19 protein-coding genes and 1 tRNA gene are annotated in these 21,043 nt (G+C 67.5%); 6 read left to right on the forward strand and 14 right to left on the reverse strand.

Annotated elements, in window-relative coordinates; all coding sequences use genetic code 11:
- Positions 1-36 precede the first annotated feature (36 nt).
- The 6 genes from AB7M35_RS06540 to AB7M35_RS06565 all read right to left on the reverse strand — a co-directional run bounded on the left by AB7M35_RS06540 (position 37) and on the right by AB7M35_RS06565 (position 5,592).
- Positions 37-1,347, reverse strand: a complete 1,311-nt coding sequence (locus AB7M35_RS06540; protein WP_453958203.1) for a TRAP transporter large permease — start codon at positions 1,345-1,347, stop codon at positions 37-39.
- Complete coding sequence (locus AB7M35_RS06545; protein WP_453958206.1) at positions 1,344-1,916, reverse strand: TRAP transporter small permease subunit; 573 nt, start codon at positions 1,914-1,916, stop codon at positions 1,344-1,346. The genes AB7M35_RS06540 and AB7M35_RS06545 overlap by 4 nt, the downstream gene beginning before the upstream one ends.
- A gap of 26 nt (positions 1,917-1,942) precedes the next feature.
- Positions 1,943-3,019 (reverse strand): C4-dicarboxylate TRAP transporter substrate-binding protein, encoded by a 1,077-nt coding sequence (locus AB7M35_RS06550; protein ID WP_453958208.1) that lies wholly within the window; start codon positions 3,017-3,019, stop codon positions 1,943-1,945.
- A gap of 20 nt (positions 3,020-3,039) precedes the next feature.
- Positions 3,040-3,435, reverse strand: coding sequence for a YciI family protein (locus AB7M35_RS06555; RefSeq protein ID WP_453958209.1), 396 nt, complete (start codon positions 3,433-3,435; stop codon positions 3,040-3,042).
- Between the two features lie 184 nt (positions 3,436-3,619).
- Positions 3,620-4,771 carry a CaiB/BaiF CoA transferase family protein gene (locus tag AB7M35_RS06560; RefSeq protein WP_453958211.1) on the reverse strand — a complete coding sequence of 384 codons (1,152 nt, stop codon included), beginning with the start codon at positions 4,769-4,771 and terminating at the stop codon, positions 3,620-3,622.
- A gap of 11 nt (positions 4,772-4,782) precedes the next feature.
- A complete protein-coding gene (locus tag AB7M35_RS06565; RefSeq protein ID WP_453958213.1) occupies positions 4,783-5,592 on the reverse strand; it encodes a citryl-CoA lyase in 810 nt (269 codons plus the stop codon).
- A gap of 127 nt (positions 5,593-5,719) precedes the next feature.
- Here AB7M35_RS06565 and AB7M35_RS06570 point away from each other — a divergent pair, with 127 nt between their 5' ends.
- Together AB7M35_RS06570 and AB7M35_RS06575 are read left to right on the forward strand one after the other, a co-directional pair.
- Positions 5,720-6,574, forward strand: coding sequence for a dioxygenase family protein (locus AB7M35_RS06570; protein ID WP_453958214.1), 855 nt, complete (start codon positions 5,720-5,722; stop codon positions 6,572-6,574).
- An 11-nt stretch (positions 6,575-6,585) separates the two neighbouring features.
- On the forward strand, positions 6,586-7,401 hold the full coding sequence (locus AB7M35_RS06575; RefSeq protein WP_453958216.1) for an IclR family transcriptional regulator domain-containing protein: 816 nt from the start codon (positions 6,586-6,588) through the stop codon (positions 7,399-7,401).
- Between the two features lie 51 nt (positions 7,402-7,452).
- On the opposite strand, the gene AB7M35_RS06580 is transcribed toward AB7M35_RS06575, so the two are convergent.
- From AB7M35_RS06580 to AB7M35_RS06600, 5 genes are all read right to left on the reverse strand, one after another.
- Positions 7,453-8,472, reverse strand: a complete 1,020-nt coding sequence (locus tag AB7M35_RS06580; protein ID WP_453958218.1) for a transketolase family protein — start codon at positions 8,470-8,472, stop codon at positions 7,453-7,455.
- Positions 8,465-9,304: a 1-deoxy-D-xylulose-5-phosphate synthase N-terminal domain-containing protein gene (locus AB7M35_RS06585; RefSeq protein ID WP_453958220.1), complete on the reverse strand. Its 840-nt coding sequence runs from the start codon at positions 9,302-9,304 to the stop codon at positions 8,465-8,467. Before AB7M35_RS06585 ends, AB7M35_RS06580 begins: the two co-directional genes overlap by 8 nt.
- A 129-nt stretch (positions 9,305-9,433) precedes the next feature.
- Positions 9,434-10,519 (reverse strand): C4-dicarboxylate TRAP transporter substrate-binding protein, encoded by a 1,086-nt coding sequence (locus tag AB7M35_RS06590; RefSeq protein ID WP_453958223.1) that lies wholly within the window; start codon positions 10,517-10,519, stop codon positions 9,434-9,436.
- Positions 10,520-10,707: 188 nt separating this feature from the next.
- The gene (locus AB7M35_RS06595) at positions 10,708-11,568 is read right to left on the reverse strand and encodes an enoyl-CoA hydratase/isomerase family protein (RefSeq protein WP_453958224.1); all 861 of its coding nucleotides are present in this window, start codon (positions 11,566-11,568) and stop codon (positions 10,708-10,710) included.
- Positions 11,569-11,724: 156 nt separating this feature from the next.
- Complete coding sequence (locus AB7M35_RS06600; RefSeq protein ID WP_453958226.1) at positions 11,725-12,684, reverse strand: NAD(P)-dependent oxidoreductase; 960 nt, start codon at positions 12,682-12,684, stop codon at positions 11,725-11,727.
- Positions 12,685-12,974: 290 nt separating this feature from the next.
- Here AB7M35_RS06600 and AB7M35_RS06605 point away from each other — a divergent pair, with 290 nt between their 5' ends.
- The 3 genes from AB7M35_RS06605 to AB7M35_RS06615 all read left to right on the forward strand — a co-directional run bounded on the left by AB7M35_RS06605 (position 12,975) and on the right by AB7M35_RS06615 (position 15,035).
- Positions 12,975-13,691 (forward strand): FadR/GntR family transcriptional regulator, encoded by a 717-nt coding sequence (locus AB7M35_RS06605; RefSeq protein WP_453958228.1) that lies wholly within the window; start codon positions 12,975-12,977, stop codon positions 13,689-13,691.
- A 304-nt stretch (positions 13,692-13,995) separates the two neighbouring features.
- The gene (locus AB7M35_RS06610) at positions 13,996-14,820 is read left to right on the forward strand and encodes a hypothetical protein (RefSeq protein ID WP_453958231.1); all 825 of its coding nucleotides are present in this window, start codon (positions 13,996-13,998) and stop codon (positions 14,818-14,820) included.
- A gap of 141 nt (positions 14,821-14,961) precedes the next feature.
- Positions 14,962-15,035 (forward strand) — tRNA-Cys (locus AB7M35_RS06615).
- Between the two features lie 106 nt (positions 15,036-15,141).
- Here the strand turns inward: AB7M35_RS06615 and AB7M35_RS06620 are convergent.
- Positions 15,142-16,791, reverse strand: coding sequence for a LysM peptidoglycan-binding domain-containing protein (locus tag AB7M35_RS06620; RefSeq protein ID WP_453958233.1), 1,650 nt, complete (start codon positions 16,789-16,791; stop codon positions 15,142-15,144).
- Positions 16,792-17,044: 253 nt separating this feature from the next.
- Between AB7M35_RS06620 and AB7M35_RS06625 the strand changes: the two genes are divergently transcribed.
- Positions 17,045-17,644 (forward strand): LOG family protein, encoded by a 600-nt coding sequence (locus tag AB7M35_RS06625; RefSeq protein ID WP_453960644.1) that lies wholly within the window; start codon positions 17,045-17,047, stop codon positions 17,642-17,644.
- A 21-nt stretch (positions 17,645-17,665) separates the two neighbouring features.
- Here AB7M35_RS06625 and cimA read toward each other — a convergent pair whose 3' ends face one another.
- Together cimA and cysS are read right to left on the reverse strand one after the other, a co-directional pair.
- Complete coding sequence (gene cimA, locus AB7M35_RS06630) at positions 17,666-19,285, reverse strand: citramalate synthase (protein WP_453958236.1); 1,620 nt, start codon at positions 19,283-19,285, stop codon at positions 17,666-17,668.
- Entirely contained in the window at positions 19,282-20,742 is a 1,461-nt protein-coding gene (gene cysS / locus AB7M35_RS06635) for a cysteine--tRNA ligase (RefSeq protein WP_453958238.1), read from the reverse strand. Before cysS ends, cimA begins: the two co-directional genes overlap by 4 nt.
- Positions 20,743-21,043 lie beyond the last annotated feature (301 nt).

The following is a 21,043-nucleotide window of genomic DNA, read 5'->3' on the forward strand; positions in this document are numbered from 1 at the left end:
CTCCGCCATACGGGTGGAGGTCGGCAGGCGCTGCCGCTACATGCGGGCGAGCCAGGTCGAGATGGACGGGACCGCGATCAGGATCGCCAGCGCGACGATCATCGAGCCCACGAACGGCAGCGCGCCCTTGAAGATGTCGCCGACCGTGACGTCGTCGTCGCCGAGCGCAGACTTGATCGTGTAGACCGACAGCCCGAAGGGCGGCGTCAGCAGCCCGGTCTCGACCGCCACCACCGTCAGCACGCCGAACCAGATCAGGTCGAACTGGGCGGCCTCGGCGATCGGCAGCGCGATCGGCAGCATGATCAGCATGATCGAAATGGAATCGATCAGGCAGCCCAGCACGATGACCACGACCAGGAACAGGATCAGGAAGCCGTAGGGGCCGAGGGAACTGCCCAGGATCGTGTCGGCCAGCGCCTGCGGCATGCCGGACATGGCGAGCATCCGGCTGAAGAAGGTCGCCGCCATGATCAGGAACAGCACGGACACCGTGATCTGTCCCGTTTCCACCAGCAGGTTCCAGAAGACCTTGCCGGTCAGCGACTTGCGCACCAGTGCGATGACCAGCGCCCCGAGCGCGCCGACGGCGCCCGCCTCAGTCGGGTTGAGGAACCCGCCGTAGAGGCCGCCCAGGACCAGCATCACCAGCGACAGGATCGGCAGCGCCATGCGGATGGTGCGCAGCACGCTGACCGGCTCGGCGATCTCGTCGTGATCGACCCGATCGAAGACGAAATCAGACTTCCAGGTCGCCAGCGCCAGGATCGTCACGCAGAAGATCAGCGAGAGAAGGATGCCCGGTCCGATGCCCGCCAGGAACATGCGCCCGACGGATTCCTCGGCGAGCACCGCGTAGACGATCATCAGCAGCGACGGCGGGATCAGCATGCCCAGCACGGAGGAGCCCGCCACCACGCCCGTCGAGAAGCGCTTCGAATAGCCGTGCCGCGTCATCTCGGGCACCGCGACGCGGGAAAACACCGACGCCGACGCAATCGAGATGCCGGTGATGGAGGCGAACACCGCGTTGGCGAACACCGTCGCGATCCCCAGCCCCGCCCGCACGCGGCGCAGCATGCGCTCGAACACGTCGAACGTATCCTTGCCCACCCCCGATACGGTGACGAGCAGCCCCATCAGCACGAACAGCGGCACGACGGCGAACAGATATTCCCGCAGGCTGTCGTTGGCGACCTGGCCGATCATCCGCATGGCCACCGTCTCGTTGCGGATGAAGGCCACCCCGGAGAACGAGACCAGCAGCATGCTGACGCCGATCGGCAGTCCGAAATAGATCAGGATGACGAGGCCGGCGATCGCCAGCGCGCCGATTTCGACATTCATCGCGTCCCCCCACGCGGCAGAAAACCGGCACGCAGCGCCAGCAGCGACTGCACGAGAAACTGGACGGTGGCCACCGCGAGCCCCGCGAGGATCACCACCCGGAACGGCCAGACGGGAAGCGTGAACAGACCGGTCACGCCGATATATTCCCCGGACGAAAGATCCTTGCCGACGATGCGCAGCGTCGCCACCGCCATGGTCCCGACCGCGGCCGCGCCGATCAGGTCGAAGACGAAGACCACCACGGCCCCCGCGCGCGGCCTGCGCCGGCGGAACGAGCCGAGGAAGAAGTCCGTCCGCGCCAGCCGGTCGTGGCGCACCGTGGTGCCGAGTTGCAGATAGACGATCATCACCAGCGTCAGCGCGCCGAGTTCGGAGACCAGCGGCAACGAGCCGCCGACGAGATTGCGGGCGACCACGTCGCTGCTGATGATCACCATGAGCACGATGATCAGGGCGGTGCCGAGCGCGGCGAGCCCGTCGACGAGCCCGTTCCAGCCGCGCACGACCGGGTGCCGGCGCCCTCCCTCGGGGGCGCCGGTTTCCTGTTCAGGGATGGAAGGGGCCATTGTCCGGACCGACTGCCGTCCGGGACCTATTCCGCGCCCCAGTCGCGAACCGGCTTTTCGCCGCGCTCGCGCAGGCCGTCCATGTAGGCGTTGAGGAACGCCTTGGCCGGAACGCCCTGTGTCTCAAGCTGGGCGGCCCACTCGCCGGCGACGTCCGGCAGCGCGTCCACCCACTTCTGGCGCTCTTCCTGCGGCATGACGATGATCTCGACCGGCGGGTTCTGGTTCGCGCCGAGCTCGACCATCTTGTTGAGCGCGAACTCATGACGATCCAGCAGGTCCTTGCCGTGCGCCTCGGTGTAGTACTTACCGGCCTCGATCATGGCGTTCTGCACTTCTTCCGGCAGATCGTCCCAGACGTCGCGGTTGATGGCCACCGCACCGGAGAAGGCGACGCCCGCGTCGAAGCGGTTGATGTACGGCGCCACCTCGTAGACCTTCGTCGGCAGGATGCCGAGGGCGAGCGACAGCGTGCCGTCGGAGACGCCGGTCTGGATGTCGGTGTAGTAGGTGGTGAGCGAACCGTCGACGGCGTTGGCGCCGGTGCCGCGAAGCCAGTTGCCGAGCACGCCCGGCGCGGAGAGCTTCATGCCGTTGATGTCGGCAATGCCCTTCAGCGGCTCTTTCGTGTAGATGTCGTACATGTCGGTGCCGGTGAAGGCGAGAACCTTCAGATTGTACTGCTCCCACTCCTTGCGGAAGGCCTCGTTGGTCTCGAACAGCTCTTCCATGACGGCGAGCTGCACCGGCGGATTGGCGGTGGCGAAGGGCGCGTAGCTCGACGCCTGGCTGAGCGGCAGCTTGGCCGGCTCCAGGAACGAGAACACCCAGCCGATGTCGGTGATCCCTTCCTCCACCGAGGTCAGCGTCGCGTTGGCCTTGTAGAGCTGGCCGCCGAAGGCCTCGTTCCATTCGATCTTGTAGTTGCCGGTCTCGGCCAGGATCTCATCGGTCTTGGCCATGAAATGCGACTTGATCATCCCCACCCACGGCACCACCAGCGGATGGCTGGACGCCACGGTGAGATCGATCGTCTCCTGCGCATAGGACGCCGACGGAACCGCCATCGCGCCCAGGCAAAGCGCCATCATCATTCGTTTCATGGTCGTTCCTCCCTCTAGGATCAGAGTATTTTGAAGGTCTGGCTCGAGTAATCGAGCCTCAACGTTACGCTACCCTCGTTGATCATCCACGGACGGACCTTGAAGGTCCGCGCGCCCGATTTATGCATCGGGTCACGTTCCGCGATTGCGATGGCCTCCTGGCGCGAAGCGGCGCGGATGACCACCAGTCCATCGCCTTCCCAGGCGTCTTCGTCGTCGGTCCACATGGGACCGGCCGCGTAGAGAATTCCGTCCGCCTCCAGCTGGACCTGGAAGGCCAGATGCTCGCCGAGCCCCTCGAGGATCGGCCCGATGCCGTTCGTCGGCGACGTGAAGATCGCATAGAGCTGCTTCTGCAGCATTTCCCTGCTGGCTTCCTTCACGTCGGCCGCAGGGATTGCGGTCAGCTCAGCCATGTCATGCCCCCCAATTCTCGATGCCCGGGGAATCTCCCCTGGCCGGCTGCCCGAGGTGCCGCGGGTAAATCCCGCAACGCATCAGGATAAGGTTGTGGAAGAGCGCGAAAACCGCCCTCCAGAGCGTTTTGCCCATGCCGGTTCCGCCGCCACCTCAATGCTCAGGTGACGGCGAAGCGCTTCTTCAGCCCGCCTGCTTGGCCCGTTCGGCCAGTTCGGCGCGGATCTCCGCGCCATGCTCGTCGAGGGTCGGCGGCGGCAGGATGTCCTTGTCCGGCTCGCCATCGAAGCTGTAGGGCGCGCGGACGGTGGTGAACGTTCCCATCTCCGCGTGCTCGGCCGAGACCTGGATCCCCAGATGGCGGGCCTGCGGATCCTCCAGCGCCTCGTCGGAATCGTAGGCCGGCGAATGCGGAACCTCGTTCTCGCGCAGCCGCTCGCACCATTCGTCGCGGGTCCGTTCGCGGAAGATCGGCTCCATCGCGTCGATCAGCGCGTCGTGATGCTCGATGCGCGCCATCCGTTCGGAGAAGCGCGGGTCGGTGCCGATCTCCGGATGGCCGAGCGCGGTCACCAGCCCGTCCCAGAACTTGGTCGGAGACGAGAGGTGGAAGGCGATCCACTTCCCGTCGCTGCACTCGAACGTGTACGACTGGGACACCTCCGGACGGCTCAGCGGCCCCATCACCTGGCCGACGCTGAAGTGGTGGGTGAAGCTGTCGAGGTTGAAGTGGGTCATCGCCTCCAGCATCGAGATGTCCAGGCGGCGACCCTTGCCGGTCTTGGTGCGCTCCAGCAGCGCCGCGCAGATCCCCAGCGCCGCGTACTGGCCGGTGACCGCATCGGCGATGGCGGGACCGATGACGCGCGGCCGGTTCGGCGGCGTCAGCAGGCGCAGATAGCCGCTCGCGGCCTGGGCCACCGTGTCGAAGACCGGGCGGTCGCGGTAGGGACCGGAGGCGCCGAAGCCGGTGATGGCGCAATAGACGAGCGTCGGGTTGACCTTGCGCAGGTCCGCCTCGCCCGCCCCCACCTTCTCGGCCACGCCCGGCCGGAAGTTCTGGATGAACACGTCCGCGGTCGCCACCAGTTCGTGGAATACCTTCAGGTCGGCGGGATCGCGGGTGTTGAGGGCGATCGAGCGCTTGTTGCGGTTGTAAGTCTGGTAGTGCGGCGAATAGAGCCCGCCCTTGAACGAGCGGAACGGATCGCCGGTGCCCGGCCGCTCGACCTTGATCACGTCGGCGCCGAGGTCGGCCAGATGCATGCCGGCGGCCGGCCCGGTGATGTAGGTGCCGAGTTCGACGACCCGGAAATCCTTGAGGATCTTCGTCATGTGACCGCCCTTCAGCCCTGCTTCGAACCCGGCGCGGACGGCTCGCCGTCATAGGTGATCGCTTCGTCGGCGTGGTTCGACATGATGAAGCCGATGGAACGCTGGCTCTCTTCGAAGAGATGGGCGACCAGGCCGGCGGTCCGGGCGAGCAGCGGAATGCCCTTCATCGCCTTGGCGGGCCAGCCGGCATCCAGCATGAGCGCGGGGATCGCGCCGGACACGTTGATCGGCAGCGGGCGGTTGATGATCTGGGGGGCGTGGCGCCCCAGCGTCTGCAGCATCTCGATGTGAGTGCCGACGATGCCCTCCTGCTCGGCGATCTCCAGGAGCACCATGGCGCGCGGATCGCCGGCGCTGTGCTGGGGATGGCCGAGGCCAGGCACCTTCGCCCGCCTCGCCTTGAGCCCCTCCAGGCTTTCGCGGGCGACCGTGTCAGCATCGCGTCCGCTGCTGGCAACTTCCTCAACGAGATCCACCAGATACTGGCCGGCGGTTTCGGAGCTTCCGGCCACCACGGACCCCATCCCGAGAAGTCCGGCCGAGATCGCGCCCTGCCAGGCGTCGGGACCGGCGGCAAGCGTCATGCGGGCCGCCTGCACGCTCGGCACGAGACCATGCTCGGCGATCGCGATCAGGCAGGCGTCGGTGATGCGGCGCTGCACGTCCGTCGGGCGCTCGCCGATGACGAGCAGCCAGAAGTAGGAGGTGAAATCCATCTTGCCGATGAGGTCTCGGCACAGGTCGTTTCCGCGCACGGTGATGCTGTGTTCGTCCGAAGTGGCGATGGCCGTAAACGCATTGTCCTGCTTGCCTATCCGCATTCTGGATGAACCTTTCGCATACCGAAAACTTTTCCTCTTGCCGCAGGATAGGGCTGCGATTACCGTTCCGTCAAGCGTAACCAACGCCTGCGCAGAGAACCGCAGAGGCAAATCCAGGGAAGGTCACATGGCAGACGTCAATCAGTTCACGATCACCGAGGCGGTGAAGAAAAGCTTCGCCACGGAGCCCGATTCCCGGTTCGAGCTGCTGCTGCAGAAACTCATCGACCACATCCATTCTTACGTGCGCGAGACGAACCTCACCCACGATGAATGGATGCGGATGCTGACGTTCCTCTACGACTGTGGGCAGATTTCCACTCCGGAGCGCCACGAATTCATCCTGCTCTCGGACGTTCTCGGGTTGTCGGCGATCGTCGACATGATCAACACCCGCGGCGGCGCGACCGAAGGCAGCAATCTCGGCCCCTTCTACCTGGAGAAGGCACCGCGGATGGAGCTGGGCGCCGACCTCGCCGGGCCACGCCCGGGCGTGTCGGTGCTGTGCAGCGGCATCGTTCGCGACACCCTCGGCCACCCGCTGCCCGGCGCCACCATCGACACCTGGCAGGCGGACGGGTCCGGCACCTATCCGATCCAGGAGGTGGGCCAGGACAAGTACGACCTCCGGGCCGTGTTCAAGGCCGACGAGAACGGGCGGTACTGGTACACGACCGTCCTTCCCAAGCCGTACACGGTTCCTTATGACGGCCCGGTCGGCGAGCTGCTGCGCGCCGGCAAGCGCCATGCATGGCGCGCCGCCCACCTGCACTACATCGTCTCGGCCGAGGGCATGCGCGGCATCACCACCGAGGTGTTCTTCGCCAACACCGAGTACATCGACAACGATGCCGTCTTCGGCGTACGCAAGTCGCTGATCGCGGAGCTCAAGCCCTTCGACGCGAGCGCCCACTCCGATCTGAAGCTCGAGCGCAAGCCCGACGCGCAGGTGACCTACGACTTCGTTCTCGCCCCGGCCTAAGGAAGCCCTCCATGCCCACGACGCCCGACCACGAGGACAGACCGGCGGAATTCGTCGAAGCCCTCGCGAAAGGTCTGGCGATCCTGGAGTGCTTCGACGCGGACCATGCCGAGATGAGCCTCTCGGAGATCTCGCGGCGGGTGGACCTGACCCCCGCCGCGGTCCGTCGGAGCCTGATCACGCTGAAGACGCTTGGCTATGTCGGCCAGACGGAGAAGCGCTTCTATCTCCGGCCGAAGGTGATGAACCTCGGCTCCGCCCTCTATTTCTCGGCGCGGATCGACGAGGTGCTGCAGCCCGAGCTGCGCCACTTCGTGGGCAAGTTCGGCGACGCCTCGTCGGTCGCCGCCCTGGTCGGGCTGGAGGTGCTCTACATCGCCCACTACTCCGAGCAGCGGGCCCGCCGGCCCTCGGCCGTGGTCGGCGCACGCTATCCGGCCCAGGCGACCTCGCTCGGCCAGGTGATCCTCGCCGGCCTTCCCGAGGCGGAGTTCGAGGACTTCCTGGCGCGCATGGAGCCCATCTCGCTCACGCCGCGCACCATCACCGACAAGGACGAACTGAGGGCCGTCATCGCGCGCGTCCGCGAGCAGCAGTATGCCGTGACGGTCGACCAGCTCGACTACGGCATCACGGCCCTGTCGGTGCCGATCCGCGGCCGCGACGGCCATACGGTCGCCGCGCTCAACACCTCCGCCTACTCCGGCACGGTGAGCGCCGACTTCCTGGTCGAGGAACGGTTGCTGCCGCTGCGCCAGGCGGCCGCGCGGATCACCCAGACCTTCCAGCGCTATCCGGTGCTCGAGCGCATCATCGACCACGACTAGGGTGCGATGACGAGTGGCGGGACCCTGCTTCCCACCACTCGCCGTGGCGGGTCAGACCGGCGCGTATTCCCCGGCCTGGACCGGCACCGACACGACGCGCGGCGCATCCCGCGATGGCGCCACGCCGGCCTTCCCCGCCAGCGCCCATGCGGCGTCCACCACGTGCTGGCTCGACAGACCGTACTTCAGGAACAGGTGCGGCGCGTTGAGGGAGCCTTCGGCATAGGTGTCCTGCAGCCCGACGCGGGCCAGCCGCACGCCGAGCCCCTCTTCCGCGATCAGCTCTGCCACGGCGGTGCCGAGGCCTCCCACCACGTTGTGGTTCTCCACCGTCACCACCGCCTTGGCCTGGCCGATCACCTCGCGGAGCGTGTCGACATCAAGCGGCTTGATGACCGGTACGTGCACGAGGGCGGCCGAGATGCCCGCATCGCGCAGCGCGTCGGCCGCCTGAATGGCGGAGGCCAGCATCATACCCGAGGTGATGATGGCGACGTCGCCCGTCCCGCTGATCACCTCGGCCTTGCCGAACCGGAACTTATGGTCGTCGTCGAAGAGCAGAGGCACCTCGCCGCGCTTCAGGCGGAGATAGACCGGCCCGGGCAGATCGACGATCTCTTCGACCGCGACGCCGATCTCCCGCGCATCGGCGACATCGACGATGGTCATGCCCGGGATGGACCGCATGATGGCGATGTCCTCGATCGCCTGATGGCTGGGGCCGCCGGGCGTGCTCACCCCCGGCATGAAGCCGACGATGCGGACCGGCAGCTTCGGATAGGCGATCGCGTTGACGATCTGGTCGTAAGGCCGCCGCGTCGCGAACACACCGAACGTGTGCACGAACGGGATGAAGCCGCGGCGCGCGAGCCCGCCCGCCATGCTCATCATGTTCGCCTCCGCCATGCCGGCGTGGATGAACCGTTCGGGCAGCGCCTCCTGAAACAGGTCGATCTCGCACTGGCGGGTCAGGTCGCCGGTGATGCAGAGAATGTCGGGGCGCTTCTCCGCCAGCGCCAGCAGGGCGCGGCCGTAGGGCTTCAGCTCGGTCGGATAGGGGGCATCACGCAAGGCGGCTCTCCAGCTCTTCGGCAGCCGCCTTGGCGAGCTCCGGCGGAAGCTTGATGAAATGTCCGTCGGCATCGTCGGGCAGGCAGGCGAGGCCCGTCCGCGTCGAGGTCCGGCCGATGATGACGGTCGGCCTGTCGCTCTCAAGGCTCGCGCGCAGGGCCCCGTCCACCGCGTCCACGTCGTGGCCGTCGATGTCGTGGGCGGCCCAGCCGAACGCCCGCCACTTGTCAGCGATCGGGTCGAGGGTGGTGATGCTGTCGACCGGACCGTCGACCTGCGAATTGTTGGCGTCGAGCAGCACGACGAGACGGCTGAGACCGTTGTGGGCCGCGAACATCGCCGCTTCCCAGACCTGCCCTTCCTGCAGCTCGCCGTCGCTGATGAAGGCGAAGGTGTAGCCGGGCGCGCCCTTCAGCCGGTTGGCCAGCGCCAGGCCGATCGCGCCGGACAGCCCCATCCCCAGCGATCCGCCGGTGAGATCCACGCCCGGCGACCGCTCGGTGCCGATCGCCTCGAGGTCGGAATCGTTCTGGCCGTAGGTGCTGAGGCGCTCGGGATCGAGGCGCCCCACCTCGGCCTCCGCCGCGTAGAAGGCGACGATATAGTGCCCCGGCGAGCAGACCACGTCGTCGATCTCCGGGCGGTAGGCGGACACGTAGAGACCGGCGACCAGCTCGGCCGACGACAGCGCCTGGCCGAGATAGCCGAACCCCTGCGGCGCGATCATGCGCAGGGCCCGCAGCCGGATCGCATCGGCAAGCCGCGCCGGATCCCGCCCGGACCCGATCGGGAGGTCGTTGCGCCCCCTGCCCGCCGTCGGTTCGTCACTCATGGTCTTCTCCGTCTCGCAAGGCGTCTGCAGGCATGGAGGTCCGGACCGGCGCGGCGACCGCCACGGACCGGATCGCGCCAAGGTCTCGCCCCGGCCGACACCGGCCGGGGCGCATCATTGTCGGAAGCGTCAGAGATTGGCCGACCAGTCGCGGAGCGGATCGCCGCCTTCGGCCACGACCGTCTCCATGAAGGCGCGCATGATCTCGCGGGCTGGCACGTCGGGGCCTTCGACCGCCTTGACCCATTCGGCGCCGAGATCCGGCATGCGCTCGACCCACTCCTTCTTCTGCTCGTCGGGCATGACGCGAACCGTCGCGCCCTCCTTCTCGAACAGCTCGAACACCTCCTTCTCGCGCTCGACGATCAGGCGGGCGTTTTCGGTCGAGTAGCCGGCGCCGAGTTCGGCGAGCACCTGCTGCACGTCCTCCGGCAGACCCTTGTAGGTGTCGGAGTTGACGCCGAAGCCGCCGAAGGTGAGCGGGCCGGTCTCGACCCGCGTGACGTGCGGAGCGACCTCGTGCAGGCGCAGCGGATAGGCACCCGTGGCGATCAGCAGCACGCCGTCGCCGACGCCGGTCTGCATCTGGCTGTACATCTGCGGGATGCCGGTCGCGATCAGCGTCGCGCCGAGCGCCTCGACCCAGGGCGCCAGCACGGTGCCGCCGAGGATCTTCATGCCCTCCAGATCGGACAGCTTCTCGATCGGCTTCTTGGTGAACAGGCTGTACCCGTCGGACACGCACGACCCGAAGAAGGAGACGTTGTTGCGCGCCCACTCCGCCTTCATCGCCGGCTGCTCGGCGTTCAGCCGGTTCATGGTGTTGATCGCCTGGGCCACCGTCTGGGTGGTGAACGGCGTCGAGTACATGATGTTCTGCAGCGGCAGCGCCGACGGCTCGAACAGCGACCCGATCCAGCCCATGTCGGTGAGCTGGGTCGACACCGCCTCGAGCGTGTCGTTGAAGTTGTAGAGGGTGCCGCCGAACGCCTCGGTCCACTCGATGCGGTTGCTGGACCCCATCTCCTTCAGAAGTTCGTTGGACCGGTCCACGACGATGGTCTTGAGCGGCTTCACCCACGGGATCGTCAGCGGGTGGCTGGAAGAAATCGTCAGCGGGATGGTGTCGGCCGCCAGGAGCTTGCGCGTCCCCAGCATCGGCAGCGCCGTGGCCGAGATCATCCCCATCATGGCGGTTCGTCTGTTGATCAACATGGGCAGTCCTCCCTGGGTGGTCGTTTGGCTTTTTCTTTGAGCGATCCGGTTCAGCATCCGGAATTATTGGCTTAGCCACTATGTGGCGCGTGCCGTTCGCGGTCAATCGTGACCGGGCGGGCCCGCGGGCCGGAGCGGCCATCGCTCCGGCCCGAAAAAGGGCCGCGGCGCACGCCGCGGCCGTGCGATCAGTCGAAGTTGTTCTTCTTGCCCTTGCGCACGTAGTCGACCACCGACGAGATGCCCTGGCGGGTATGGATCGCCTTCTTCTTGACCACGTGGCCGAACATCTGGGTGCCGAAGCCCAGGTCGAGATCGTTGACGATGCGCTGCTTCCAGGGCCGGCGGACGATCTGCGCGGTCAGCCGGCGGGTGGTGCGCGGCTGGGTCATGATGTGGTCGGCGATCTTGTAGGCGCGGTCGATCAGCTGGTCGCGCGGCATGATCTCGTTGACCATGCCCCATTCCAGCGCCTTCTCGGCGGTGATGGCCTCGCCCGTCAGCAGCGCGTAGGCGGCCCGCTTCACGCCCAGCAATTCCTGGAAGCAGTTGTGGATGCCGTCGGCGGGCACCGACCCGATGTCGTAGTGGAGGTCGAACACTGTCGCGTCCTCGGCCGCGATGGTGATGTCGCACATCAGCACGATCTCGGAGTGGAAGCCGGGGCCGTTGAAGATGCCGATGGTCGGGATCTCCAGATCGTTGATGAGCGAGCTGACGTTGATGCGCCCGTCCTTGAAGGCGTACTCGTACGCCCAGTACTCCATGTCCTCTTCCTCGAGCGCGAAGCCCTCGGGATCGGAGTCCATCATGAACTCCTCGCCCGAACCGGTGAGGATCATGATCTCGTTCTTCGGGTCGGAGCCGACGACCTTCAGCATCTGACCGAGCGCGCGATGGTTCTGCACGCTGAGCTGGATCGGCCCGCCGAGGGTGTGCGCCTCGACCAGGATCACGCCGTCGTCGCGGCGCGTCATCCTGAAGAAGTCCTTGAAGGCCTCCTTGTAGTCCTCGAACTCGGGCGTCGGGACGAACTTCTGGAGCGACATGGGTGGTTTCCTCCTGCACTGACTGGATCGGGCCGGCGCCCGTCTTGCGCGCGGGGTCTTCAGCCCCCGGCACCGGCACTCTGAATTCTGCGGACGCCCGCCGGCGTCCGGATATGAACCGGACCGGCCCCGCGCCTTGCGGGCCCCGGGAGCCGATCATTCGGGGGAGAGTTTCATCCCGGCGGATTCCGCCTGCACCTGGAACAGCGACAGGAAATCGTCGTCGCGGTGTCCGCGCCCGATCGCCGCCTGGATCAGCTGCATGACGCTGGCGGCCAGCGGCATCCCCACCTCTTCCTTCAGCGCGATGTCGAGGCCGAGGTTGAAGTCCTTGCGCAGGAGCTCGGTGGTGAAGGTCGGCGTCCAGTCCAGCGACAGCATGTCGGGTGTGCGCTTGCGCACCCAGTCGGAGCCGAGCACCGTCGAGTTCAGGAACTCCAGGAAGGCCGCGCGCGGCACGCCGGACTTCTCGGCAAGCACCGTCACCTCCGACAGCGACTGCACGATCAGGCCGAGATAGAGGTTGTGACAGATCTTCACGACGCGGGCCTGCTCGGCCTCGCCCACCCAGACCGCCGTCTTGCTGATGGTATTCAGATAGGGCTGGACCACCTCGAAGACGTCCTTCGGGCCGGAGGCCATCAGGATCGAGTTGCCCTCGGCCACCACGTGCGGATTGCCGCTGATCGGAGCCGCGAGGAAGCCGACGCCGCGTTCGGTGAGGGCGTGGCGGATCTCCGCCGACGCCTCGACGCTCACCGAGGAGCAGTCGACCACGATCTGCGGAAGCGTCGCGGCGGAGAGAAGACCGGTCTCGCCGGTCACCACCTGGCGGAGGTCGTCCGGCGAGGTGACCATGATGAAGACGATGTCGGCCGCCGACAGGTCGGCGATCGTGTCGGCCACCTTGGCGCCGGCGGCGGCCAGCGCATCGGTCTTGGCGCGGGTCCGATTCCAGACGGTCACGTCCTTGCCGGCGTCGACGAGGCGGCGCGACATCGCCGCCCCCATGCGGCCCGTCCCGAGCCAACCGAGGGTCTTGTCTGTCATGAGGCTGCAGCTCCCTTGATGCCGTGTCGTTCGTCTTGCGCCGGCTTTCACAGGCTTGGTCCACATGTACCTTAAGCGGCGACGAGCACCGTCCGGGTAAAGTGGCTAAGCCAATTAACGGGAAGCTATGGCGAGACCCGGCAGCCGTCAAGGCCGTTCGCATGGCGCCCCGTCGGCACGCCTCGCTGCCGCCCAGGGTGCGGGCGCGAGGACAATTGCCCACCGTTGACAGGGGACCGGATGGGCTTAAACCAGATCGCACGTCGATCCGGCCGCGCATGTGAGTTGAATTCTTGGCGAGACCCAAAACCGCTACTGACGCAGATCTTTGGAAATCGCTCGACATCCTGTCGTCCGTGAGCCCGGCAAGCACATCCGGCGCCGCCGAAGAAATCGCCGATCAGATCCAGCAGACGATCATCAACGGAAACCTGGAGGAAGGCGCCCGCCTGCCCTCCGAACGTGACCTCGCGCGGATCCTGTCGACCAGCCGCCCGACGGTGAGCCAGGCCATCCGGATCCTCGTGGTCAAGGGCGTGGTCCACACGCGGCGCGGCTCCGGCGCCTTCGTCGCCCGCCGCTCCGGCGAGGGACTGGCCGCCTCCGTCAATCTCATGCTGGGGCTCGACCGGGTCTCCGCCCCGCACCTCAACGAGTTGCGCCTGTGGCTGGAGACGGCCGGCGTCACCGAGGCGATCCAGCGGGCGACGGACGACGAAGTCCGCGAAGGCGAAGCCGCGCTGCAGCGGCTGCAGGAGAGCACCGGCGACACGTCCGCCTGGATGAGCGCCGACACGCACTTTCACGCCACCCTCGTGCGCGCGTCGCACAACCCCTACCTCGCCTCGATCTATGAGAGCGTGCACGCCGCCCTGATCCGCTACGAGCATCGCGACTGGATCGACAGGGGCACCGTGCCGGTGTGGATGACCGCCGATGACGCGGACGCGGTGACCGCGATCCACCAGCCGATCCTCGACGCCATCCGCGACCGCGACGAGGAGGCCGGCCGCCGCGCCGTCCAGCGGCATCACGAGGCGATGGCGCGGCACCTGTCGGCGAGCCATGACTAGGGGGCCCGGCCCGCGCTGAAGGCCTCGCGGCAGCGATCGCGAGACCGCTCGCCCACCAAGACGGGTCCCGAACGGGCAAAGGTTGCAGAGAGACACCGGCGGTTACGTCGCCACTGCACGCGCACGCTGCCGCAACCGACACAAAATGCTAAGCTGTCGGGCGGGCATGCCTCTACCTGTCGGATTCGGATTCATCCCCCTTCCCCACGGTGAGCATGGCGGACGGAATCCGCGAGCACCGGCGAGGCAGGCGCCCCAAGCCGGCCGGGCGGACCGGGTGGAACAGGGCGACGGGGACGGAACAATGCGGGTATCTCGACTGCGCTGCGCGCGCGCGCAATCTCCGGTGATCGTGGCGCTCGGCGCCGGTCTTGCGAGCTTCGTCGGCGGGCCCGTTTCCGCCGCCGATCTCTATGAGCCCGTGGCGGAGGTCGCGGCCGCGCCCGCCAAGCCCGTTCCAGCGTGGAAGCTGTCCATCGCCCCCTATTTCTGGGCCGCCGGGATGTCCGGCACCGTGGCATCCTTCGGCGCTCCGGGCGTCGACGTCGACATGAACTTCTCCGACATCCTGAGCGACCTCGACTTCTCCGTCATGCTCGCCGGCGAAGCACGCTATGGCCGCTTCAGCCTGACGACGGACCTCCTGTACCTGAAGCTCTCCACCAAGGAGACGACGCCGCGCGGCATCCTCGCATCCAACGTGAGCCTCGGGTCGAGCACGACGGAGTTCACGGCTCTCGCCGGCTATTCGGTTCTGGACCTCCCCAACGCCCGGCTCGACGTCGTCGGTGGCGCCCGGGTCTGGTCGGTGGAAAACAAGCTCTCCTTCAACGGCGGTCTCCTCAATGGCCGCACGTTCAAGGACTCCGAGACCTGGGTCGACGCCATGGGTGGCCTCAAGGGCCGTGTCGACCTCTCCGACAAGGTGTACCTGACCGGGATGGCGCTCGGCGGCGGCGGCTCCTCCGACTTCGCCTGGGACCTGCTGGGCGGGCTGGGCTACGAGATCACCGACCGCATTTCCGCGATCGCCGGATACCGGGCGATCGGCGTCGACTACCAGAACGGCCCCTTCGACTTCGACGTGACCATCCAGGGACCGATCATCGGCGCGTCGATCACGTTCTAGGTTGCCGCCGCCGGGTTGGACACCGCTTCAGCAAGCGCAAGGTCGAGGACAGAACGAGCCGGCGCGTGCTCGAAAAATCGGGGACGCGACCGCTTTTGCCTTGCGCAGTCCCCTGATCCGAAATACCTCTCCCAGCCGAGTGGCGACGTGGCGGAGTGGTTACGCAGCGGACTGCAAATCCGTGCACGCCGGTTCGATTCCGGCCGTCGCCTCCATCTCCCCCTCCACATCCCTTTCGACATGAAGTCACCGCGCGCCCACTGGCGCGGCGCGGACGCCGCGTCCTGACGCTCTGGCGTGTTGGTCCGGGAGGATACGGCGCTAGAGCGCCCGATCCTTCTGGGCGTCGGTGATGGCCTTCTTGGTCAGGCCCGGCAGCACGAACACCTGACCGGGATAGATCAGGTGCGGATTGCGGATCTGGCCGTTGTTCTCGCGGTAGATGTTCGAGTAGCTGAAGCCGTCGCCGTAGAAGTGGTGGGCGATGGTCCAGAGATTGTCGCCCCGCCGGATGAGCACCCGCACGCCCTCTTCGGTCTCGTCGAGGACGGCGACCTTCGGACCGCCGTCCGTGCCGCCGGCCACCTCGACGGGCGCCTTGCCGGCCCGCTTGAAGGCGAACGGAACCTCGGCGCGGGTGGCCACCGCTCCGGCGCGGTTGGCGACCTGGTCGACACGGATGCTGTAGTCGCCCGCCTCGAACGCCATCTTCGCCTCGAACGACCAGCGGCCGGCATCGCTCGCCTTGGCCTCGCCGACATACTCGCCGGCCAGGTAGATCCAGTTGTCGGCGCCCGGCTTGCTGCGTCCCTGCAGGCGGAAGGTGTCGCCCGCCGCTTCCGCGATCTCGATCGTCACCGGAACATCTTCGTGCGCGGCCGCCTTGGCCGCGTCGGCCGCGCTCGCCGCCGGTGCTGCCGGCGCAGTGGACGGAACGACCGGCGCGGCATCGGCGCTGGTGCTCGAAGGTGCCGAAGGGGTCGTGGCTGACGTCGTCGCTCCAGCGCCGCCCGCGGAGCCGGCTTCTGCGGTCTCGGCCGGCTGTTCGCCGCCGGTCGCCTGCTGCGGGGCTTCCGGCGCCGCACCGTCCGCCGTGGCGGGTCCAGCCGGCGCAGGAGTCGCCCCGTCTGTCGGGGCGGCAGGCGCGGCACCGGAGGCGATGGCGGCCCTGTCCGATTTGCCCGCGGCGGCGGAGGCGGCGGTTTCAACCCCGCTTGCCGACTTGGGCGTGTCGGCGGACGCCACCTGCGTCTCTGGGGGCGTGATGGTCGCCGCAGGCTTCTGCAGCACCTCGACGGGGGCGTTCGGGCGGGACAGCGCCACCAGCGGCGTCTCGCTGCGATTTGCCGGGATGGAGACGGCAAGCCGGTCGGACGAGGTCTTCGACGCCGCATCCCCAGCCTGCTTGGATCGGAGCGCGATGTCGTAGTCGCCGGGGGCCAAGGGCTTGTCGAGGACGATCACCCACTCGCCGTTCTCGTTGGCGACCGTCGAGGCAACGACCTCGCCGTTGACTTCCAGCTCCACGGTGGCACCGGGGGTCGCCCGGCCGGCGATGACCGCATCTCCCGTCGGCTCGACCCGGACGAGATCGTAGGTGGGCGCGTCGGTCTCCGTCTCGGAGGCCGCCTTGCCGGAGCCGGGCTTGTCGGCATCCGTGGCCGGGGCGGCAGCGGTGTCCTGCGCCGCGGGGGCGGGCCCGGAGGTGCCGGATGCCGCATCGGCCGCCTGCGCGGGTTCGCCTCCGCTCTCGGTAGCGGACTTGTCCGTCTGGTCGGGCGTGTTGGTGGTCGGCGCATCTGCCGGGGCGGGCTGCGTGGAGGCGGCGGAGGACGTCTCGTCTCCGGCCGGCGCCGCGGCGGAGCTCTCCGCGTCGGGCGCCTTCTGTTCGGCCCGGTAGGCGGCGAAGAGGCCGATTCCCACCAGGGCAACGACAAAGACGATGGCGCCGGCGCTGGAACGTGAGCTCATGATTTTCGATCCAGCGGCGCACGAATTGCGGTTCGCCGCCGGCCCCGGGTTGCGCGCCCGAACTGTCGAGCCTGATTCGGCGCGGGTGTCGTCGAATAATCAGGCTTGCGAAGCATCCACTTCAAGCCCGAATACCCAAGAATTTTCCGCCTATTAGCGCCGAAATCCGAGACACACAACTGCGGGCCGGCAATTCGACCGGGCGGGGACCGTGTTCTTGACGGCTTCACACCCGCCTGCCACATCGATGACCATGACAAACCTGAAGCGCGTTTGCGTCTATTGCGGCTCCGGCCACGGCATCAACCCCGCCTACGAGGCCGCAGCGGCGGAGCTTGGCCGCGCCCTCGCGGATGAGGGCCTCGAGCTCGTCTACGGCGGCGGATCCGTCGGCCTGATGGGCACCCTCGCCCACTCCGTGCTCTCCGCTGGCGGCATCGTCACCGGCGTCATCCCCCAGTTCCTGAAGGACCGGGAGGTGATGCTGAACGACGTGACCGAACTCGTCACCACCACCGACATGCACGAGCGCAAGCGCATCATGTTCGAGCGCGCCGACGCCTTCGTGGCGCTGCCGGGCGGCGTTGGCACGCTGGAGGAAGTCGTCGAGATGATGACGTGGGCGCAGCTCGGCCAGCACCAGAAGCCGATCCTGCTGGCCAACATCGAGGGCTTCTGGGAGCCGCTGACGGTGCTGCTGTCGCATATGCGGCAGGAGGCGTTCCTGCGGCCCGGGCTCGACGTCACCTTCGTCGTGGCCGACCGGATCGCCGACGTGATCCCGAAGCTACGCCAGGCGGTCGGCCGGACCGCCGCGAGCAGCGGTCTGAAGGCGCCGATCGAGGGGCTCTAGGCCCGGTCGCGCCGCCCCCCCTTACTCCGCCGCGACCCGCACCGCGTCGCCGACCTTCATCTTCATCAGCCGGTAGGTGATGGAGTCGGTCAGCGCCTGGAACGAGGCGTCGACGATGTTCGGCGACACGCCAATGGTGAACCACCGCGCCCCGTGGGAATCCCCGCTCTCGATCAGCACGCGCGTGATCGCCGCCGTCGATCCGTTGAGGATGCGCACCTTGAAGTCGAGCAGCACCAGGTCGGCGATCGCGTCCTGGTAGGGGCCGAGATCCTTGCGCAGCGCGACGTCCAGCGCGTTCACCGGTCCGTTGCCTTCGGCGACCGACATCACCGTCTCGCCGCCGACCCGGATCTTCACCACCGCCTCGGAGACCGAGACCAGTTCGCCGATCGCGTTGTGGCGCCGTTCGACCATGACGCGGAACGACTCGACCTCGAAGAAGTCCGGCACCGACCCCAGCGTGCGGCGCGCCAGCAGTTCGAACGAGGCATCGGCCGCCTCGTAGGAATAGCCGTCGGCCTCGCGCTGCTTCACCTCCGACAGCAGCCGGTCGAGGCGCGGATCGTCGCTGGCGACCTTGATGCCGAAGCGCTCGAGCTTGGAGATCAGGTTCGACTTGCCCGCCTGGTCGGAAACCAGCACCCGGCGCTGGTTGCCGACGATTTCCGGACGAATGTGCTCGTAGGTCTCCGGCTCCTTGAGGATCGCGGAGGCGTGGATCCCGGCCTTGGTGGTGAAGGCCGAGACGCCGACGTAGGGCGCATGCTGGCTCGGCGCGCGGTTCAGGAGTTCGTCGAACCGCCGCGACAGGAGCGTGATGTCGGCCAGCGCGTCGTCGCTGACGCCGATCTCGAACAGGTCCTTGTAGGGCGCCTTCAGCTTCAGGGTCGGGATCAGCGTGATCAGGTTGGCATTGCCGCACCGCTCGCCGAGACCGTTGAGCGTGCCCTGGATCTGCCGCACGCCGGCGCGCACGGCGGCGAGCGAGTTGGCCACGGCGTGCCCGGTGTCGTCATGGGCGTGGATGCCGAGATGGCTGCCCGGCACCCGCTCGCAGACCTTCTTCACCACCTCCTCGACGGTGTCCGGCATCGTGCCGCCATTGGTGTCGCAGAGGATCACCCAGCGCGCGCCGGCCCGGTAGGCCGTCTCCACGCAGGCAAGCGCGAAATCCGGATCGGCGGCGTAGCCGTCGAAGAAGTGCTCGCAGTCGACCAGCGCCTCCTTGCCGGCGGCAAGCGTCGCGCCGACGGACTCCGCGATGCCGTCGAGGTTCTCCTCCAGCGAGATGCCGAGCGCGACCCGCACGTGGTAGTCCCACGCCTTGGCGACGAAGCAGATCGAATCCGAGGCCGACTGCAGCAGCCCCTGCAGCCCCGGGTCGTTGGCGGCCGACCGGCCTGCCCGCTTCGTCATGCCGAACGCAGTGAAGCGCGCCCGCGTCGTGCGCGGCACCGAGAAGAACGCGGTGTCGGTCGGGTTGGCGCCCGGATACCCGCCCTCGACGTAATCGACGCCGAGCGCCTCGAGGATATCGACGACCGCGATCTTCTCCTCCAGCGAGAAGTCGACGCCGCTGGTCTGCGCCCCGTCCCGAAGCGTCGTGTCGAACAGGCTGAGCGTTTCTTTGTCGGTCATCTGGAAACCTCCCAGGTCGTCATCAGCTGGCCCGTTTCCGGGTCTTTTCCGTCTTTCAGGACGATGCCGTGCTGCACGAGGACGTCGCGGATGCGGTCGGCCTCGGCGAAATCGCGGTTGATGCGCGCCGCCACGCGGGCCTCGATCATCTCGGCGATCTCGGATTCCGGAATTGGCGGCGGCGCCTGCGCGGCCGACGCAAAGCTGAGATCGAAGCCGAGCAGCGCCAGCGAGGCGGCCAGGCGCGCCGCCGCCGTCGGATCCGCATCATCCTGATTGATGGATTTGGCGATCCCGTGGAGGCGGGCGATCGCCTTCGGCGTGTTGAGGTCGTCGGCCAGCGCGGCCACCACGTCGGCGTCCGGCTCGGCGTCGGCGGCGTTGGCATCGCCGATGCGGCGGCTCCAGCGGCGCAGCGTCGTCTCCGCCTCCTGCAGCGCCTTCACGGTCCAGTCGATGGGCTGGCGGTAGTCGGTCGTCAGCATCGCCAGCCGCAGCACCTCGCCGGGCCACGACCGGCCGCCGAACAGGTCGGAGTGCAGCAGGTCGCTGATGGTGATGAAGTTGCCGAGCGACTTCGACATCTTCTCCCCTTCCACCTGCAGGAAGCCGTTGTGCATCCAGACCGTCGCCATGCCGCCCGTGTGGAAGCAGGCGCGCGACTGGGCGACTTCGTTCTCGTGATGCGGGAAGACGAGGTCGATGCCGCCGCCGTGGATGTCGAACTGGTGCGGCCGGGCGCGCGCGGCGTCGCTGAGGCGATCTTCCAGCGCCGTCCAGAGGAAGCGGTCGGCCATCGCCGAGCACTCGATGTGCCAGCCGGGCCGCCCCTTACCCTCGATCCCGCACGGGCTCGGCCAGCCGGGCTCGCCGTCCGCCGACGGCTTCCAGAGCACGAAGTCGGCCGGATCCTTCTTGTAGGGCGCCACCTCGACGCGCGCGCCGGCGAGCATCTCGTCCATCGACCGGCCGGACAGCCGGCCGTACTCCTCCAGCGACGGAACGTTGAAGAGGACGTGGCCCTCGGCGACGTAGGCGTGGCCGGAGGCGACCAGCTGCTCGATCATCGCCGTCATGTCGCCGATGTGCTCGGTGGCGCGCGGCTGATGGGTCGGCGGAAGGCACTGAAGCGCGGCGACGTCGTCGCAATAGTCGGCCAGCGTCGTCTCGGTCAGCTCGCGGATGCTGATGCCGCGCTCGGCCGCCCGCGCGTTGATCTTGTCGTCGACGTCGGTGATGTTGCGCACGTAGGTGACGTGGTCGGCGCCGTAGACGTGGCGCAGCAGCCGGAACAGCACGTCGAACACGATCGCCGGGCGGGCGTTTCCGATGTGGGCGCGGTCGTAGACGGTGGGGCCGCAGACATACAGGCGCACGTTCGCGGGATCGATCGGCTCGAACGGATCCTTGCGTCGCGTCAACGTGTTGTGGAGCGAGATCGTGCTCTCAGGCGCCATGCCCAAATCCCTCCGTCGCCGGCCGGGTCCGTGATCTCTTCCGATTGTCCGTTTGGGCAGAAGAAGACGGCCACAGCCAGCGAGCGCTAGCTGTTAATAATGATCCCGCAGATGATGGCTGCAGCGATGTGCGTCTTCATGGCTTCGGTGATCCTCCATCGGCGCGACTTCGTCAAGTCTTGGTTTGCCGGGCCTTTCAGGATTCAGCTTCTCTTAACGTCTGCGCAATAGGCTCCTGGGAACGGAGGTGGGCAACGACCCGCCCAGGCGGGAGGCCGGCGCCATCGTGTCGGCAACCCGC

The organism is Amorphus suaedae, assembly GCF_053629675.1.

Excerpts from the sequence above, each read along its gene's own strand:
- AB7M35_RS06610 (WP_453958231.1), top strand. The coding sequence starts at position 13,996 with ATGCGGGTATCTCGACTGCGCTGCGCGCGCGCGCAATCTCCGGTGATC.
- AB7M35_RS06590 (WP_453958223.1), bottom strand. The coding sequence starts at position 10,519 with ATGTTGATCAACAGACGAACCGCCATGATGGGGATGATCTCGGCCACG.
- AB7M35_RS06565 (WP_453958213.1), bottom strand. The coding sequence starts at position 5,592 with ATGCGGATAGGCAAGCAGGACAATGCGTTTACGGCCATCGCCACTTCG.
- AB7M35_RS06625 (WP_453960644.1), top strand. The coding sequence starts at position 17,045 with ATGACAAACCTGAAGCGCGTTTGCGTCTATTGCGGCTCCGGCCACGGC.
- cysS (WP_453958238.1), bottom strand. The coding sequence starts at position 20,742 with ATGGCGCCTGAGAGCACGATCTCGCTCCACAACACGTTGACGCGACGC.
- AB7M35_RS06570 (WP_453958214.1), top strand. The coding sequence starts at position 5,720 with ATGGCAGACGTCAATCAGTTCACGATCACCGAGGCGGTGAAGAAAAGC.
- AB7M35_RS06540 (WP_453958203.1), bottom strand. The coding sequence starts at position 1,347 with ATGAATGTCGAAATCGGCGCGCTGGCGATCGCCGGCCTCGTCATCCTG.
- AB7M35_RS06545 (WP_453958206.1), bottom strand. The coding sequence starts at position 1,916 with ATGGCCCCTTCCATCCCTGAACAGGAAACCGGCGCCCCCGAGGGAGGG.
- AB7M35_RS06560 (WP_453958211.1), bottom strand. The coding sequence starts at position 4,771 with ATGACGAAGATCCTCAAGGATTTCCGGGTCGTCGAACTCGGCACCTAC.
- AB7M35_RS06555 (WP_453958209.1), bottom strand. The coding sequence starts at position 3,435 with ATGGCTGAGCTGACCGCAATCCCTGCGGCCGACGTGAAGGAAGCCAGC.
- AB7M35_RS06575 (WP_453958216.1), top strand. The coding sequence starts at position 6,586 with ATGCCCACGACGCCCGACCACGAGGACAGACCGGCGGAATTCGTCGAA.
- AB7M35_RS06550 (WP_453958208.1), bottom strand. The coding sequence starts at position 3,019 with ATGAAACGAATGATGATGGCGCTTTGCCTGGGCGCGATGGCGGTTCCG.
- AB7M35_RS06620 (WP_453958233.1), bottom strand. The coding sequence starts at position 16,791 with ATGAGCTCACGTTCCAGCGCCGGCGCCATCGTCTTTGTCGTTGCCCTG.
- AB7M35_RS06585 (WP_453958220.1), bottom strand. The coding sequence starts at position 9,304 with ATGAGTGACGAACCGACGGCGGGCAGGGGGCGCAACGACCTCCCGATC.
- AB7M35_RS06600 (WP_453958226.1), bottom strand. The coding sequence starts at position 12,684 with ATGTGGACCAAGCCTGTGAAAGCCGGCGCAAGACGAACGACACGGCAT.
- cimA (WP_453958236.1), bottom strand. The coding sequence starts at position 19,285 with ATGACCGACAAAGAAACGCTCAGCCTGTTCGACACGACGCTTCGGGAC.
- AB7M35_RS06595 (WP_453958224.1), bottom strand. The coding sequence starts at position 11,568 with ATGTCGCTCCAGAAGTTCGTCCCGACGCCCGAGTTCGAGGACTACAAG.